We start from the raw sequence: 13884 nt of genomic DNA on the forward strand, positions 1-13884 counted from the left end.
GCGCGCTTCAGCGCGCCGCCGCCTTCATCCTCACGGCCGCCCCATCCGCCGCGGCAGGCGTACGATTCGCCAGCCCCAGCACCACCTGCCAGGCAAACGACACCGCGCCGACGATAAACACCACGTCGCCGAACGTGCGCACCCAGCGCAGCGTCTGCAGGATCGGCTGCTGCATGAACTCTTCGCTGCGCGAATACCAGGTGCCGTGCTCGACGCTGGCCAGGAACTGAATGATGCCGACGGGCAGCAGGCTGGTGCCGATCATCAGCACGAGGCCGGCGTTCAGGCCCCAGAATGCGGTCTTCATCAGTGCCGGGCTCAGCCGGTACGCCGGCCGCACATAGCGCAGCACCAGCAGTGTGAAGCCGAGTGCCAGGAAGCCATAGACCCCGAACAGCGCCGCATGCGCGTGGACCGGCGTGGTGTTCTGGCCCTGGATGTAGTACAGCGCGATCGGCGGGTTGATCATGAAGCCGAATACGCCGGCGCCCAGCATGTTCCAGAACGCCACCGCGACGAAGCACATCAGCGGCCACTTCAGGTCGGCCATCCACGGCGCGCGCTGCTTCAGGCTCCAGTTTTCCCATGCCTCATGGCCCAGCACGATCAGCGGCACCACTTCCAGCGCGCTGAACGCGGCGCCGACCGCCATCACCGGCGTGGTTGTGCCGGCGAAGTACAGGTGATGGAAGGTGCCGGGGATGCCGCCGAGCATGAACAGCGATGCCGAAGCCAGGCTGGCCGCGGTCGCCATCGGGCGCGACACCAGCCCCAGCGTGGCGAAGATGAAGGCCAGCGCGGTGGTGGCGAAGACCTCGAAGAAGCCTTCCACCCACAGGTGCACCACCCACCAGCGCCAGTACTCCATCACCGTCAGGCTGGTGCGCTCGCCGTAGGCCAGGCCCGCGCCGTAGAACAGGCCGATCGCCACCACCGACGAGGTCAGCAGCGCCAGCAGGTTGCGGTCGGTGCCGCGCGCGCGCAGCGCCGGCAGGATGCCGCGCATCATCAGCACGAGCCAGATCAGGATGCCGGCGAACTTGCCGATCTGCCACAGCCGGCCCAGGTCGACGTATTCATAGCCCTGGTGGCCCAGCCAGAAATTCAGGTGCGGCGGCAGCTTCTGCGCGATCGCCAGGTAATTGCCGGCGAACGAGCCCACCACCACGACCACCAGCGCCCAGAACAGGACATCGACGCCGAGCCGCTGGAACTTGGGATCCTTGCCGCCGTTGATCAGCGGCGCCAGGAACAGGCCCGCGGCCAGGAAGCCGGTGGCGATCCAGAACAGCGCGCTCTGGATATGCCAGGTGCGCACCAGCGCGTACGGGAACCACTGCGAGACGTCGATGCCGTAGAACTTTTGCCCCTCGACGGTGTAGTGCGCGGTAAAGCCGCCCAGGAACACCTGGAACACGAACAACGCCACCACCAGGAACAGGTACTTGCCGAGCGCGCGCTGCGACGGGGTCAGCGCCACCGACAGCAGCGGGTCGCGCGCGGGCGCCTGCGGCGGCGTTTCTTCCTTGCCGCGCAGGAAGGCCCACGCCCACACCAGGAAGCCCACGCCGGCCAGCAGCACCACCACGCTGATCACCGACCACACCACGTTTTCGCTGGTCGGCTTGTTGCCGATCAGCGGCTCATGCGGCCAGTTGTTGGTGTAGGTGGCTTCCTGCCCGGGGCGGGCGGTCGATGCGACCCATGCGGTCCAGAAGAAGAAGTGCGTCAGCTGCTGGCGCCGCTCGGCGCTGGGCAGCGTGTTCTCCTTCATGGCGAAGTGATCACGCGTGGTGTGCAGCGCCGGCGCGTCGGAGAAGAGCTGGTCGTAGTAGGCCGCGGTGTTGGCGATGGCCTGCGCGCGGCGCTTCGACACGGTCAGCACGTTGGTGGCCGGATCGGTGGCGTTGCCGCGGTATTCCGTGCGCAACTGCTCGCGCAGCGCAGCCTGTTCGGACGCGGCCAGTCTGGCGTACGGACGGCCGTATGTGTCCTGCGCCGCCAGCTCGAGCCACGCGGTCAGTTCGCGGTGCAGCCAGTCGGCGGTCCAGTCCGGCGCCTGGTAGGCGCCATGGCCCCAGATCGAACCAAGCTGCATGCCGCCAACGGACTGCCAGGCGGTCTGGCCGTCCAGGATCTCGTCGCCGGTGAACAGGGTGCGGCCTTCGGCCGTGACGACCTTGGCCGGCATTGGTGGGGCCTGCCGGTATACCTCGACGCCGTAGTAGCCGAGCAGGGAGAAAGTGACCGCCAGCACGGCGATCAGCAGGAACCAGAGTCTGCGGTAGGAACCCATGATGCGAAGTCGTTGGTTGTGATGGCTGGTGCGCGGCTCAGGCGTGGCCCGCGCAGCCGCAACCGGTGGCGGGCACGGTGGCGGCCACGGTCGCGTTCTCGAACAGCACGTTGTTTTCCAGGTGGATGTGTTCCATCAGGTCTTCGCGCAATGCGCGCAGGCCCAGGTAAAGCGCGCGCCAGGTATTGCAGGCCGCGCGCGGCAGCGTGATGTCGTTGGTCAGCGCGGCCAGCCGCTGCAGCGCGACGCCGTGGTCGTCATGCTCCATGCGCATCACCGCGATCGGGCGGCCGGCGGCGGCCTGCATGCCGCGGGTCAGCATCGGGAACAGCACCTGCTCTTCCTTCTGCATATGGGTTTCCAGCTCGCCGAGCATGCCGGTCAGGTGGTCGGCCAGGCCAACCGGGCAATCGGGCCGGTCGCCGTGGACCTGCTCCACCCGGCTCGCGAGCCGGATCAGTTCAGGCAACTGCTCGCGGTGGCGGGCGTGGAAACGCGTCAGGATGTGGTCGATCAGCGCGGCCGGCGTGGCGGTGTTCCAGTCCTGTCCGGCGGGTGCGGCATCGTCGTGCAGGGCATGCAGCCGCGCTTCGATGCTGTCGATGGCGGCGGCATCGAGGCCCTTTTCGAGCGCGGCATCGCGCAGGGTCTGCTTGCCTCCGCAGCAGAAGTCGAGCGCGTAGTCATGGAAGATGCGCGTCGCGCCGGGGATGCGGCGGGCCAGCTGGCCAAGCGATTGGTCCTGGAAGGTCATGAGGTGCTCCTGTGTGGGAAGTTGCGTCCGCATGACATGACGCGAGGAGCGTGCCTGAAAAAAACCATTTCCGATCAATGAGTTGCTACACAGGCGGTCTTAAATACCCTAAACTTCTCGTGGTACTAATAACCCTAACTGGTGTTTTTCACCATGACAATGTCCGCGATCGTTAGCGAGCTGCTGGCCGACCTGGTGGCCGACCTGCCCCACGCCGTGCGCTTGCAGCGCCTGGTCAGCGGCCTGCGGGCCCATTTCCGCTGCGGCGCCGTGGCGCTGCTGCGGCTGGAAGAAGACCACCTGCGCCCGATGGCGGTGGACGGCCTGGTTGGCGACGCGCTGGGCCGGCGCTTCGCCGTCGGCCTGCATCCGCGCCTGGCGGCGATCCTGGCGCGGCGCGGCGTGACCTGCTTCCACCATGACAGCGTGTTGCCCGACCCGTACGACGGCCTGATCGACGAGCGCGTGGGCGAGCCGCTGCCGGTGCACGACTGCATGGGCACCAGCCTGGAGGTCGAAGGGCAGCCCTGGGGCGTGCTCACCCTCGATGCGCTCGCCGTGGGAACCTTCGACGCCGCCGCGCAGGCCGAGCTGCAGCGGCTCACCGTGGTGGTGGAGGCGGCGATCCGCACCACCCGGCTCGAGGCCGAGATCCTGGCGCTGCAGGTGGCACGGGGCAAACCCGTTGCCGACGAGGGCATCACCGGCAACGGCGATATCACCGGCGAAATCGTCGGCCAGAGCGAGGCCATCGCCAACCTGCTGCACGAGCTGGAAGTGGTTGCCGATACCGAACTGCCGGTGCTGCTGCTGGGCGAGACCGGGGTCGGCAAGGAGCTGTTCGCGCACCGGCTGCACCGGCAGTCGCGCCGGCGCGCGCAGCCGCTGGTGCACGTCAACTGCGCGGCGTTGCCTGAGTCCCTGGCAGAGAGCGAGCTGTTCGGCCATGCCCGCGGCGCCTTCTCCGGCGCCACCGGCGAACGCCCGGGCCGCTTCGAGGCCGCCGACGGCGGCACGCTGTTTCTCGATGAAGTCGGCGAGCTGCCGCTGTCGATCCAGGCCAAGCTGCTGCGCACGCTGCAGAATGGCGAGATCCAGCGGCTGGGTTCGGACCGGCCACGCCGCGTCAACGTGCGCGTGATCGCCGCCACCAACCGCAACCTGCGCGAACATGTGCGCGACGGCTCGTTCCGCGCCGATCTGTACCACCGGCTCTCGGTCTACCCGATCCCCATCCCGCCGCTGCGCGAGCGCGGCAACGATGTGCTGCTGCTGGCGGGGCGCTTCCTGGAACTGAACCGCGCCCGGCTGGGCCTGCGCAGCCTGCGCCTGTCACCGGCGGCACAGGATGCGCTGCGGCGCTATCGCTGGCCTGGCAACGTGCGCGAGCTCGAGCACGTGCTCAGCCGCGCCGCGCTGCGCGCGGTCAGCCGGGGCGCCGGCCGCAACGACATCGTCACGCTGGAGACGGAGCTGCTCGACCTGGACGGACTCGACGCGGCACCGCCTGCGCTGCCCGAGGCCGCTCGCGCCTCGCTGCCCGCGATCGTCCCAGGCACCAGCCTGCGCGAGGCTGTCGACCAGATCCAGCGCGCCTGCATCGAGCAGGCCCTGCAGGCGCACGGCGGGAACTGGGCGCAGGCGGCGCGGCAGCTCGGGGTCGATGCCAGCAACCTGCACAAGCTGGCCAGGCGCCTGGGCTGCAAGTGAGGGGCCTGGGCGGCATCGGCGATGGCAAAGCTCGCCGGGTCTGCCTAAGCTAGTCAGGCGTCGTTTGCAGTGCAACATGTGGTGCCATCACCACCTTGCCGCCAGCGCGCGCTGACCAAGCCCCCGACCCGCCCCGACCCGTACCGGAGATGCCCATGATGATGACCGCAATGCAAGCCTTCTGGCCTTTCCCTGCCGTCTTCACGGCAGGCTTTGCCAGCCTGCAACAGTGCCAGTCCATGCAGGCAGACCTGGCCGAGAACTGGCGCCGCATAGCCGAGCTGAACCTGGAATTTGCCCGCAGCATGGCCGAGGAACTGCGCTTCGACGCCGTGGGCCTGCTGGTGGAGCAGGATCCCGAGACCCTGTACGCGCGCGAGATCGCCAGCGAGCTGCCGCTGCTGGGCGGGCCGCTGCACTATGCCTCCGCCATGCTGGAACTGCTGGCGCGCGCCCAGCAGAAATGGATCGATGGCTGGGGCCACCTGTTCATGCAGGGCCCGCTGACGGACTGGACCGCGGGCGCGAAGGTTGTCACCGACATTCCTGGCTGGCTGGTCCGCGAGACCCCGCGTCAGCCCGCGAACTGAGCAGGCACAAGCGCCGTGGCGTTGCGTGCCGGCACGCCGCGGCCAATTTTTCCTTCGTCCCTTGCCATGACAACGCGCGCGCGCCGGTATCATGCAAATCATGACACCCCGATCCGCCACCCCTGCCGTCCCGGCTGGCGGATCTCCACACAGGACTGGTTCAGGACGCGCCCTGGTTCATGCCCTCATATCCCCTGGTCCTGCTGCTCACCGTCGCCGTCGTCTGCTGCATCGGCATGGCCATTGCCACCTGGCCCCGGCGCGACGACCCGACCGTCCAGGCGTTCCTGGTGCTGGCCTTCGGCGCGGTGGTCTGGAGCGGCGGACGCCTGCTTGAGATCAGTTCGACCGACCTGCCCGGGCGCATCCTGTGGGCCAAGATCCAGTACATCGGCATCGTCGCGGTGCCGATCGGCTGGCTGGTGGCGATGGTGCACCTGAGCCGCCCCCGCTATGTGGTGCCATGGTCGCGGCTGTGGCTGCCGGTGCTCGCGGCAGTGGTGACGGTAGTGCTGGTCTTCACCAACGAGCGGCACCACCTGGTCTGGACGCGCATTACGCTGATGCCGCCGGGGGTCGCGCCCGGCGCGGTGTTCGAGCATGGCGCGGGCTACGTCGTGGTGGCGTTCTGGTCTTACTCGCTGCTGGCGCTGAGCTGGTATTTCCTTATGACGGCCGAAGTGCCCAACGACGCCCTGTCGCGCCGCGGCCGCGTCATCCTCGCCGGCGGCCTGGCCCTGCCGCTGATTGCCCATGTCGCTTACCTGAACCGCTGGACCGGGCCGCTGGGCGGCGACCTGACCCCGGCCACGTTTTCGCTGATGGCGGTACTGGTGTGGTTCTGCGCGCTGCGCACGCATCTCGACGATATCGGCCACTACGCCCGGCTGCGCGTGTTCGACGCGCTGCGCGAGGGCTGCGTGATCGTCGACGCCAAGGGCTCGGTCGTGGAATTCAACCCCGCTGCGGCCCAGTTGTGGCCGCAACTGCATCGCGGCAGCCCGGTGCCGGCGGGATGGGAGACGGCACTGGAATCGACGCAGGCCGCGCCCGGCCTCGCACCGGCCATGCCGTTCGTGCCGCCCGGCGCCCCGTTCGAGCTGGCAGTCGAAAGCGTCGCGCGCCTGGATGGCAGGCAGATCGGCAGCCTGGTGTTCATGCGCGACATCAGCCGCTTCCAGTCGCGCGAGCTGGCGCTGACCGCGCGCCTTGGCCAGACCGAGGAGCAGCTGTGGCAGGTGCAGGCCGACCTCGACGTCGATGCGCTCACCGGCATCTTCAACCGGCGCTACTTCCAGCGCGAGTCGCTCGCCGCGGTGACCCGCGCGCATGAGCGCGGCCAGGCGCTTGGACTGCTGATCCTGGACGTCGATCTGTTCAAACAGTACAACGACCTGCACGGCCACCTGGCGGGCGACGACTGCCTGCGCCAGATTGCCTGCGCGCTGGCCGGCACGGTAGCGGGCGAGCAGTTCTGCGCGCGGCTGGGCGGCGAGGAATTCGCGGCGGTGCTGCCCGGCGCATCGCGCGAAGAGACCCGCGACGTCGCGCGCCGCATGGTCGCGGCGGTGCGCGAGCTGGGCATCGCGCACCGGGGCACCCCGGTGCAGCCCGTGGTGACGATCAGCGTGGGCGCGGTCTGCGCCGTGCCCGAGTCGCCGCGGCTGGAGCCGCTGCTGCACCGTGCCGACAGCGCGATGTACCGCGCCAAGCGCGCGGGCCGCAACCGCTACATGCTGGATGGCGAAGCGGCCTGAGCGGCCGTGGCCTGGCCATGCCGCCGGCTAGCCCGCGCGTACCGTCAGCGCGCCCTGCAGCGCCACCAGCCGCGCCGCGGCCTGGCTGACCCACCCCGGCCGCGGCGCCGCATCGAGCCAGTACTTGACCTCGAGCCCGAGCGCGGTGTCGCCGCTGATCACCAGCTTGCGCTGGAAGAACAGCGTGTCGGTGTCGGCCTCGCCCCCGAGCAGCCGCAGGTAGTCCACCGCTGCGGCGCGCAGTGTCAGCGCGGGTTCTCCGCTGCCGGCACTGGCGGTGCGGAAGCGCCCGCCTTCGCAGCGGAACGGCACTTCCAGCCCCAGGTCCTGCACCGTCAGCAGGAACACATGGCCTTCCAGCGCGGCCGGCGGCTCGAGCCAGCCGGCGCGGCGCGCCAGCTCCAGCGCCGCCACCAGCGGCAGCGCGCGTGCCCGCGCCGGCATGCGCCGGTGCACGCCGGCCATCAGCTTGTGCAATGGGCTCAGGTTCGCATTCATGCCCGTGCCTCCCACGCAATGCCGGCGTGGCCGCGCCAGTAACCGTTGCAGGGCTGCGCCCCCGCCGGGGCGATACCGCTGGGCGCCGGCGCGCGCTCGCGCGCCCGGATTGCCGCCAGTTGTTGCACCACTTCCAGCGTGCCGGTCGAGTGCGGGCTGACGCGCAGCATGTCCACGCCCATCGCGGCCATGGCTAGCGCCTCGCCGCACAGGTCCAGGCAGGTCGCGCTCTGGGTCTGCACGCCGTTGAGCGTAAAAAACGCCTGGCCTTCGCCGGTGGCGGCGACCAGGCCATCGGGGTAGTCCATGCAGCGGAATTCGCAGCTGTCCTTGCGCAGCCGATGGTGGCGAGCGGTGAAGCAGCGCGCCGAGAACGCCAGCGGCATGCGGCCCCAGACAAAGGCTTCCACGCCAACGCCGCCCGGCCGCGCCGCGGCGAGCGCGGCCAGCGTGCGGCCGTCCATTTCCACCGGCACGACGCATCCGGCCGCGCCCAGTCCGGACAGCCAGGCCAGCGTGTCGGCGTGGTAGACGTTCAGGTGCGGGCCGGCGATGAAAGGCCGCCCGCCCATGCAGCGCACCGCGCCAAGGTCATTGGCCTCGACCAGGTAGCCGTGTTGCTCGCAGGCGCGGCGCATCCAGGCGATGTCGGTATCGGACTCCACCAGCACCGGGGTGGACAGCACCACCTGCTTGCCGGCATCGCGCAGCATCTGCGCGATCTCCAGCCATTGCGCGTGGCGCAGTTCGTGGCGCCGCGTGCAGACGGTCTCGCCGAGGTAGACGCGGTCCACCGGGGCATCGGCGACGGCGGCGTAGAACTGCAGCACGCGCTCGCGCGGCCAGTAGTACAGCAGCGGGCCAAGGGCAATGCCGAAATGCGGTGCAGTGGGTAGGGAAACAGCTCGAGGCGCGGTCACCGCGGCGGGGTCGGGCATGGCAGGTTCCATCGTGGCAAGGGTGGCGGCGGGATCGGGACGGGTCGCGTTCATGCGCATCACCGCCATGGCCGGTCGTAGGCGCCCTGGGTCACCTGGTCGCCCTCGGCATGGCGGCCCAGCGTGGCCTGCCACTCCTGGCGCGGCGCGAAACGGGCGGGATCGCCGCACGCGTCGTCGATGGCGGCCCGCAGCACGCCGACCACATCGGCGACATAGCGCGGGCTGCGCTGCCGGCCTTCGATCTTGATCGCGGCGATGCCCATGCCGATCAGCGCGGGCAGCAGCGACAGCGCGTTGAGGCTGGTGGGCTCTTCCAGCACGTAGCCGCGCTCGCCTTCCACCTCGAAGCGGCCCTTGCACAGCGTCGGATAGCCGGCCGGCTCTCCCGGCGCGTAGCTGTCGATCAGGATGCCCGACAGGCGCGCCTGCATGGTGCCGTCCTGCTCGGTCCAGCGCACCGCATGCGCGGGCGAGCAGACCCCTTTGTTGTTGGGCGAATCGCCGGTCGCGTACGACGACAGCAGGCAGCGCCCCTCGGCCATCACGCACAGGCTGCCGAAGCCGAACACTTCCAGTTCGACGCTGGTCTGCCGCGCCAGCTTGCCGATCTGCGCCAGCGACAGCACGCGCGGCAGTACCACGCGGCGGATATTGAAGCGCTCGCGCATCAGCTCGATGGCATCGGCATGGGTGGCCGAGCCCTGCACCGACAGGTGCAGGCGCAGCGCGGGATGGCGTTCGCAGGCGTAGGCCATCAGCCCGGCGTCGGCCATGATGACCGCGTCCGCACCCAGTTCCGCGGCCGCATCGACGGCGCGGTGCCACCGCGCCACCGCGCCCATCTGCGCGAAGGTGTTGATCGCGAACAGCACTTCGGCGCCGCGCGCGTGGGCTTCCGCGACGCCGGTGCGAATGTCGGCCTCGGTGAAGTTCAGGCCGCCGAAGTTGCGCGCATTGGTGGCATCGCGCAGGCCCAGGTAAACCGCGTCGGCGCCGTGCTGAAGCGCCATGCGCAGCGCCGCCAGCGAGCCGGCCGGCGCGACCAGCTGGGGCCGGCGTGGCGCGCAGGCGGGCGCAACGGTGGCCGCATCCGGGCCAGTACAGGCAGTTGTCATGGTGTGGGAAGCAAGACAAGAAAGACAGGACAAGAACAGCGGCTGATGCTAGCCACGCGCTGGCTGAAGGGGCTTGATCGCGCGCAAACCGGTACCAACGGCACACGGCCGGCGCGGGCGTATGCCGGTCGGCGTAGGCCGATGGCAGGCAGCGCCCGTGGGCTTGACCTGCGGCAAACGCAGGGGCTTTCCGCTGTGCCACGCTTCGCCAGTCACCCCCCGCGCCAGGCCGGCTGCCGGCCACACGCGATTCACCTTCCGGAGATTCCTTTTATGAACGAACACTGGCTGAAGCTGACCGGCCGCCGCCTGTTGCCCATCGTGCAGGGCGGCATGGGCATCGGCATCTCGGCGCACCGGCTTGCCGGCGCAGTGGCACGCGAGAACGGCGTGGGCACCATCGCCAGCATCGACCTGCGCCACCACCACCCCGACCTGATGGCGCGCACCCGCGGCGAGCGCGACAAGGCGGGCATCGAAGCCGCCAACCTGGAGGCGCTCGACCGCGAGATCCGCGCCGCGCGCACGCTGTCGGAAGGCCGGGGGATGATCGCGGTCAACGTGATGAAGGCAGTGGGCTCGCACGCCTCGCTGGTGCGCCAGGCATGCGAAAGCGGCGCCGATGCCATCGTGATGGGCGCCGGGCTGCCGCTGGACCTGCCCGAGCTGGCCGCTGGCCACCCCAAGGTGGCGCTGATCCCGATCCTGTCCGAGTCGCGCGGCATCGGCCTGGTGCTGCGCCGCTGGATGAAGAAAGGCCGGCTGCCCGATGCCATCGTGGTCGAACACCCGGCCCATGCCGGCGGCCACCTTGGCGCCGCCACGATCCAGGACCTGTCCGAGGCGCGTTTCTCGTTCTCGCGCGTGCTGGCCGAATGCCGCGAGCTGTTCCAGTCGCTGGGCATCGCATGGGACAGCATCCCGCTGATTCTCGCCGGTGGCATCGACAGCCATGCCAAGGTGCGCCACTGGCTCAACGAGGGCGCCGCCGCGGTGCAGCTCGGCACCGCCTTTGCCGTCACCGAGGAATGTGACGCGCATCCCGCCTTCAAGCAGGTGCTGGCCACGGCGCGCCCCGAGACGCTGCGCGAGTTCACCAGCGTGGCCGGCCTGCCGGCGCGCGCGGTGCTGACGCCGTGGCTGTCGCGCTACCTGTCGAGCGAGGCCAGGCTGCAGCGCCGCGCCAAGGTACGCGAGTGCCTGGAAGGCTTCGATTGCCTGCAATCGTGCGGCCTGCGCGACGGCATTGCGCGCATCGGCCAGTTCTGCATCGACCTCAAGCTGGCGCAGGCGGTGCGTGGCGACGTAGAACGCGGGCTGTTCTTCCGCGGCAAGGGCGCACTGCCGTTCGGCGAGGCGATCCGCCCGGTGGCCGAACTGATCCACTACCTGATGACAGGGGAAAAGCCAGCGGCGCTGGCCTCCGCCAGGGTGGCCGCCACGGCCTGAGCCTGCTTGCCGCGTCCGGTTCGCCGCCACGCGGTGCCTGACGCGCCTGCAGAGCCTGCCGAGCCGGCAATCACGCCACCGCCAGTTCCCCCACGCCCGCCTGGCGCGCCAACCCATCCGGATCGATCAGGTAGATCTTGCCGCGCTCGATCCGCACCAGTTGCTCGGCGCAGAACCGGTGCATCACCCGCGACAGGGTCTCGGGCGTAATTCCCAGCTTTGACGCAATCACGCGCTGCGTGCACGCCAGCCAGGTGCGCCGCGTGGCAAACGCCTGCTCGCGCAGGAAGCCCGCGACGCGCTGCAGCGCGGTCTGCAGGCTGATCGCCTCGATATCGCGCATCAGCCCGTGCAGCCGGCCCGACAGGTTGCGCAGCATCTGCGCCGCCAGCAGCGGCTCCTGCATGACGGCCTGCCACAGCGCCGCCTTGCCGATCTGCAGCACCAGCGTGCGCGTCTGCGCCTGGCAAGCCATGCGCCCCGGCACATCCAGGCAGAGCAGGTCTTCGCCGAAAGCCGCGCCCGGGCCGAAGACCTCGATGGCGCGCTCGCCGGTGGCTTCGTCGCCGGCGCGGGGCTGCAGCGCCAGCTTGAGCAGGCCCTCCGCCACGATATAGAGGCCGGCGCACGGCTCGCCGCCGCGGAACAGGTATTCACCCTTGCGCAGGCAGCGCAGCGTTGCCGCGGCGCGCAACTGCGCCACCACGGCCGCATCGACGCCGCGGAACAACGGCAGCGCTTCCAGGTTGATGGCTTCACCCATGGTGATGACCTCCTTCGGCATGACTGCCTTCAGCATTCCACGCCGCTTGGCGCGGCGGCAGGCCGCCACTGCGGCGCATCTCCCGCATGCAGCGCAACGCGGACAACAATTGCCAGCCCAGCCAGGCATTGGCCGCGGCGAGCAGCAGGCCGGCCGCGCGCGCCATCGGCACAGGCGCCAGCGGCAGTGCCAGCAGCAGCAGGTAGGCCGCCAGCAGCAGCCACGCCTGGCGGCGCTGCCGGGCGGGTACGATGATGGCCTGCATGGCCGGCACCCGCGCGCGCGGCGGCAGCAGCCGGCGCAGATGCAGCCAGACCAGGAACGGCACGATCTTGCCGAGCATCGCCGTGACCGGCAGCACGCCGGTGCCGATGAGTGCCATGGTGCCGGCCCACCACGCCAGCGGTGCATCCGATGCGGGCCACACGATCGCCGCCGCGCCCAGCATGGCGGCGCCCAGCATGCTGGTGCCGGCCACCGGCCACAGCAGCCACAGCGGGTCCTGGCGGCGCCGCGCGCGCAGCGTGCCGGCCAGCCCGAAGGCGGCCACCATGGCGACGAACGCCAGCCACGCCAGCAGCACCGCCTGGCCCAGGGCAGGCTGCCCGGGCCACAGCAGGGTTGCGCCGCTGAACAGCGCCAGCGGCACCCAGTGCGCCATCGGCAGGCCGCGCGCCAGTGCCGCGGGCAGGCGGCGCGTCTGCCAGAACATCGGCAACACGGTGGTGGCCACGCCGGTCACCAGTGCCGCCAGCCAGCCGCCCAGCGCCCAGGCCATATGCATGCCGAGCACCGGCGCCACCGGCACCTGCCACCAGCCGCCGAAGGTGCCGGCCAGTGCGATGCCGCACAGCGCCGCGGCCAGCAGCGGTGCCCCGATGCCGGCCAGCGTGCGCGTGGTGGCATCGACCGCGACTACGCGCCGTCCCGCGGTGAGCAGCACGGCGCCGGCAAGCAACAGCAGCACGCCCGCCGCGGCGGCGGCCTGCATGCCTTCCGGCATGCCGCCGAGCAGCCCGAAGCCCAGTCCGGCGGCCACGCCGGCACCGCAGACGGCGACAAACGGTGCCAGTACTCCGGCACCCGGCACGGCCACGCCCGCCACCACCGGCAGCATCTGGAACAACGCGCCCACCATCACCGGCATCAGCATGCCCAGCGCCAGCACATGGACCGCCACCAGCGCCAACGGCGCAAAGCGGTCCGGCAAGCCGTCGGCGGGCCCCGCCGCGAGCAGCAGACCTGCCGCCGCGCCCAGCCATGGCGCCGGTACCAGGCAACCGAACACCACCGCGGGACGCGGCGCGCGCTCGTAGTCGAGATTGGCGGCCTTCATGTCGGTTGCCCTGCCTCGCCAGCGCTATGCGATGCCGTCTAGCACGGCATCGAGACCCGGCACATGCGCGCGGCACATCGGGAACAGCACGTTCTCCTCCTTGATGTTGTGCTGCCGCAGCAGCACAACCAGCGTGTCGGTCTCGGCCGCGAGCGCATTGACGTCGCACAGCGACAGCCATTCGCGCACGTTGTCCATCAGCGCGCGCACTTCGTCGTGTTCATGGCGCATTACGGCGGTTGGTCCGCCGACCATGCCGGTGGCCTGCTCGAAGGCCGGGAACAGCCGGGCTTCTTCAGCGCCGAAGTTGCCGTCAAGCGCTGCCTCCAGCTCGGCGAACGCCGCGGCGGCCTGTGTCCAGTCAGCTTCGCGCAGCGCGCCTTCCAGGCGTGCCAGCGCGGCGTCGCAACTGCGGTGCTGCTGCACCAGGGTGTCGATGCCATCAGACATGGTGTGGATTCTCCGGACCGGTATTGACCGGATGCTAGGGCGCGGCCCGGCGTGGGGATTTGATCGGGAATAAGTCGGGCGCCAATAGCCGGTGTAAGGGGATCGCCGTGTCGATATATCACAACGTGATATGTCAAGAGTGTCGCATTTATCCCCATCAGACTTGACCGGGCCGGACAATGAGGTGCCGCGCGCACATGCAAACCCGCCGACATCGCGTTTTAT

General features: G+C 70.0%; 12 protein-coding genes. 4 read left to right on the forward strand and 8 right to left on the reverse strand.

Annotated features, from left to right (window positions below; all coding sequences use genetic code 11):
- Positions 1-7 precede the first annotated feature (7 nt).
- Both J8I82_RS07905 and ytfE read right to left on the reverse strand, forming a co-directional pair.
- Positions 8-2296 (reverse strand): nitric-oxide reductase large subunit, encoded by a 2289-nt coding sequence (locus J8I82_RS07905; protein WP_209756024.1) that lies wholly within the window; start codon positions 2294-2296, stop codon positions 8-10.
- 37 nt (positions 2297-2333) lie between these two features.
- Positions 2334-3050, reverse strand: a complete 717-nt coding sequence (ytfE, locus tag J8I82_RS07910; protein ID WP_209756026.1) for an iron-sulfur cluster repair protein YtfE — start codon at positions 3048-3050, stop codon at positions 2334-2336.
- A 153-nt stretch (positions 3051-3203) separates the two neighbouring features.
- Here ytfE and norR point away from each other — a divergent pair, with 153 nt between their 5' ends.
- The 3 genes from norR (at position 3204) to J8I82_RS07925 (ending at position 7107) form a co-directional block, all read left to right on the forward strand.
- On the forward strand, positions 3204-4760 hold the full coding sequence (gene norR / locus J8I82_RS07915; RefSeq protein ID WP_209756028.1) for a nitric oxide reductase transcriptional regulator NorR: 1557 nt from the start codon (positions 3204-3206) through the stop codon (positions 4758-4760).
- A gap of 155 nt (positions 4761-4915) precedes the next feature.
- Entirely contained in the window at positions 4916-5350 is a 435-nt protein-coding gene (locus tag J8I82_RS07920; protein ID WP_245179526.1) for a phasin family protein, read from the forward strand.
- 179 nt (positions 5351-5529) lie between these two features.
- On the forward strand, positions 5530-7107 hold the full coding sequence (locus J8I82_RS07925) for a histidine kinase N-terminal 7TM domain-containing protein (protein ID WP_209756030.1): 1578 nt from the start codon (positions 5530-5532) through the stop codon (positions 7105-7107).
- Positions 7108-7134: 27 nt separating this feature from the next.
- Here J8I82_RS07925 and ubiT read toward each other — a convergent pair whose 3' ends face one another.
- From ubiT to ubiU, 3 genes are read right to left on the reverse strand one after another with little or no spacing between them, the layout of a single operon-like run.
- Positions 7135-7593, reverse strand: coding sequence for a ubiquinone anaerobic biosynthesis accessory factor UbiT (ubiT, locus tag J8I82_RS07930; protein WP_209756223.1), 459 nt, complete (start codon positions 7591-7593; stop codon positions 7135-7137).
- A gap of 8 nt (positions 7594-7601) precedes the next feature.
- Positions 7602-8543: a U32 family peptidase gene (locus J8I82_RS07935; protein WP_209756225.1), complete on the reverse strand. Its 942-nt coding sequence runs from the start codon at positions 8541-8543 to the stop codon at positions 7602-7604.
- A 59-nt stretch (positions 8544-8602) separates the two neighbouring features.
- A complete protein-coding gene (ubiU, locus tag J8I82_RS07940) occupies positions 8603-9661 on the reverse strand; it encodes a ubiquinone anaerobic biosynthesis protein UbiU (protein WP_245179527.1) in 1059 nt (352 codons plus the stop codon).
- Positions 9662-9934: 273 nt separating this feature from the next.
- Here ubiU and J8I82_RS07945 point away from each other — a divergent pair, with 273 nt between their 5' ends.
- Positions 9935-11110: an NAD(P)H-dependent flavin oxidoreductase gene (locus tag J8I82_RS07945; RefSeq protein ID WP_209756032.1), complete on the forward strand. Its 1176-nt coding sequence runs from the start codon at positions 9935-9937 to the stop codon at positions 11108-11110.
- 70 nt (positions 11111-11180) lie between these two features.
- Here J8I82_RS07945 and J8I82_RS07950 read toward each other — a convergent pair whose 3' ends face one another.
- From J8I82_RS07950 to J8I82_RS07960, 3 genes are read right to left on the reverse strand one after another with little or no spacing between them, the layout of a single operon-like run.
- Positions 11181-11894 carry a Crp/Fnr family transcriptional regulator gene (locus tag J8I82_RS07950; protein ID WP_245179529.1) on the reverse strand — a complete coding sequence of 238 codons (714 nt, stop codon included), beginning with the start codon at positions 11892-11894 and terminating at the stop codon, positions 11181-11183.
- Complete coding sequence (locus tag J8I82_RS07955) at positions 11866-13209, reverse strand: hypothetical protein (protein WP_209756034.1); 1344 nt, start codon at positions 13207-13209, stop codon at positions 11866-11868. The genes J8I82_RS07950 and J8I82_RS07955 overlap by 29 nt, the downstream gene beginning before the upstream one ends.
- 24 nt (positions 13210-13233) lie before the next feature.
- On the reverse strand, positions 13234-13659 hold the full coding sequence (locus tag J8I82_RS07960; protein ID WP_209756036.1) for a hemerythrin domain-containing protein: 426 nt from the start codon (positions 13657-13659) through the stop codon (positions 13234-13236).
- Between the last annotated feature and the right edge of the window lie 225 nt (positions 13660-13884).

Origin of the sequence: Cupriavidus consociatus (assembly GCF_017814975.1) — a bacterium.
Taxonomy (GTDB): Bacteria; Pseudomonadota; Gammaproteobacteria; order Burkholderiales; family Burkholderiaceae; genus Cupriavidus; species Cupriavidus consociatus.

Bases quoted from the DNA above. Each gene is read 5' to 3' on its own strand.
- J8I82_RS07905 (WP_209756024.1), bottom strand. From the start codon at position 2,296: ATGGGTTCCTACCGCAGACTCTGGTTCCTGCTGATCGCCGTGCTGGCG.
- ytfE (WP_209756026.1), bottom strand. From the start codon at position 3,050: ATGACCTTCCAGGACCAATCGCTTGGCCAGCTGGCCCGCCGCATCCCC.
- norR (WP_209756028.1), top strand. From the start codon at position 3,204: ATGACAATGTCCGCGATCGTTAGCGAGCTGCTGGCCGACCTGGTGGCC.
- J8I82_RS07920 (WP_245179526.1), top strand. From the start codon at position 4,916: ATGATGATGACCGCAATGCAAGCCTTCTGGCCTTTCCCTGCCGTCTTC.
- J8I82_RS07925 (WP_209756030.1), top strand. From the start codon at position 5,530: ATGCCCTCATATCCCCTGGTCCTGCTGCTCACCGTCGCCGTCGTCTGC.
- J8I82_RS07935 (WP_209756225.1), bottom strand. From the start codon at position 8,543: ATGCCCGACCCCGCCGCGGTGACCGCGCCTCGAGCTGTTTCCCTACCC.
- ubiU (WP_245179527.1), bottom strand. From the start codon at position 9,661: ATGACAACTGCCTGTACTGGCCCGGATGCGGCCACCGTTGCGCCCGCC.
- J8I82_RS07945 (WP_209756032.1), top strand. From the start codon at position 9,935: ATGAACGAACACTGGCTGAAGCTGACCGGCCGCCGCCTGTTGCCCATC.
- J8I82_RS07950 (WP_245179529.1), bottom strand. From the start codon at position 11,894: ATGCCGAAGGAGGTCATCACCATGGGTGAAGCCATCAACCTGGAAGCG.
- J8I82_RS07955 (WP_209756034.1), bottom strand. From the start codon at position 13,209: ATGAAGGCCGCCAATCTCGACTACGAGCGCGCGCCGCGTCCCGCGGTG.
- J8I82_RS07960 (WP_209756036.1), bottom strand. From the start codon at position 13,659: ATGTCTGATGGCATCGACACCCTGGTGCAGCAGCACCGCAGTTGCGAC.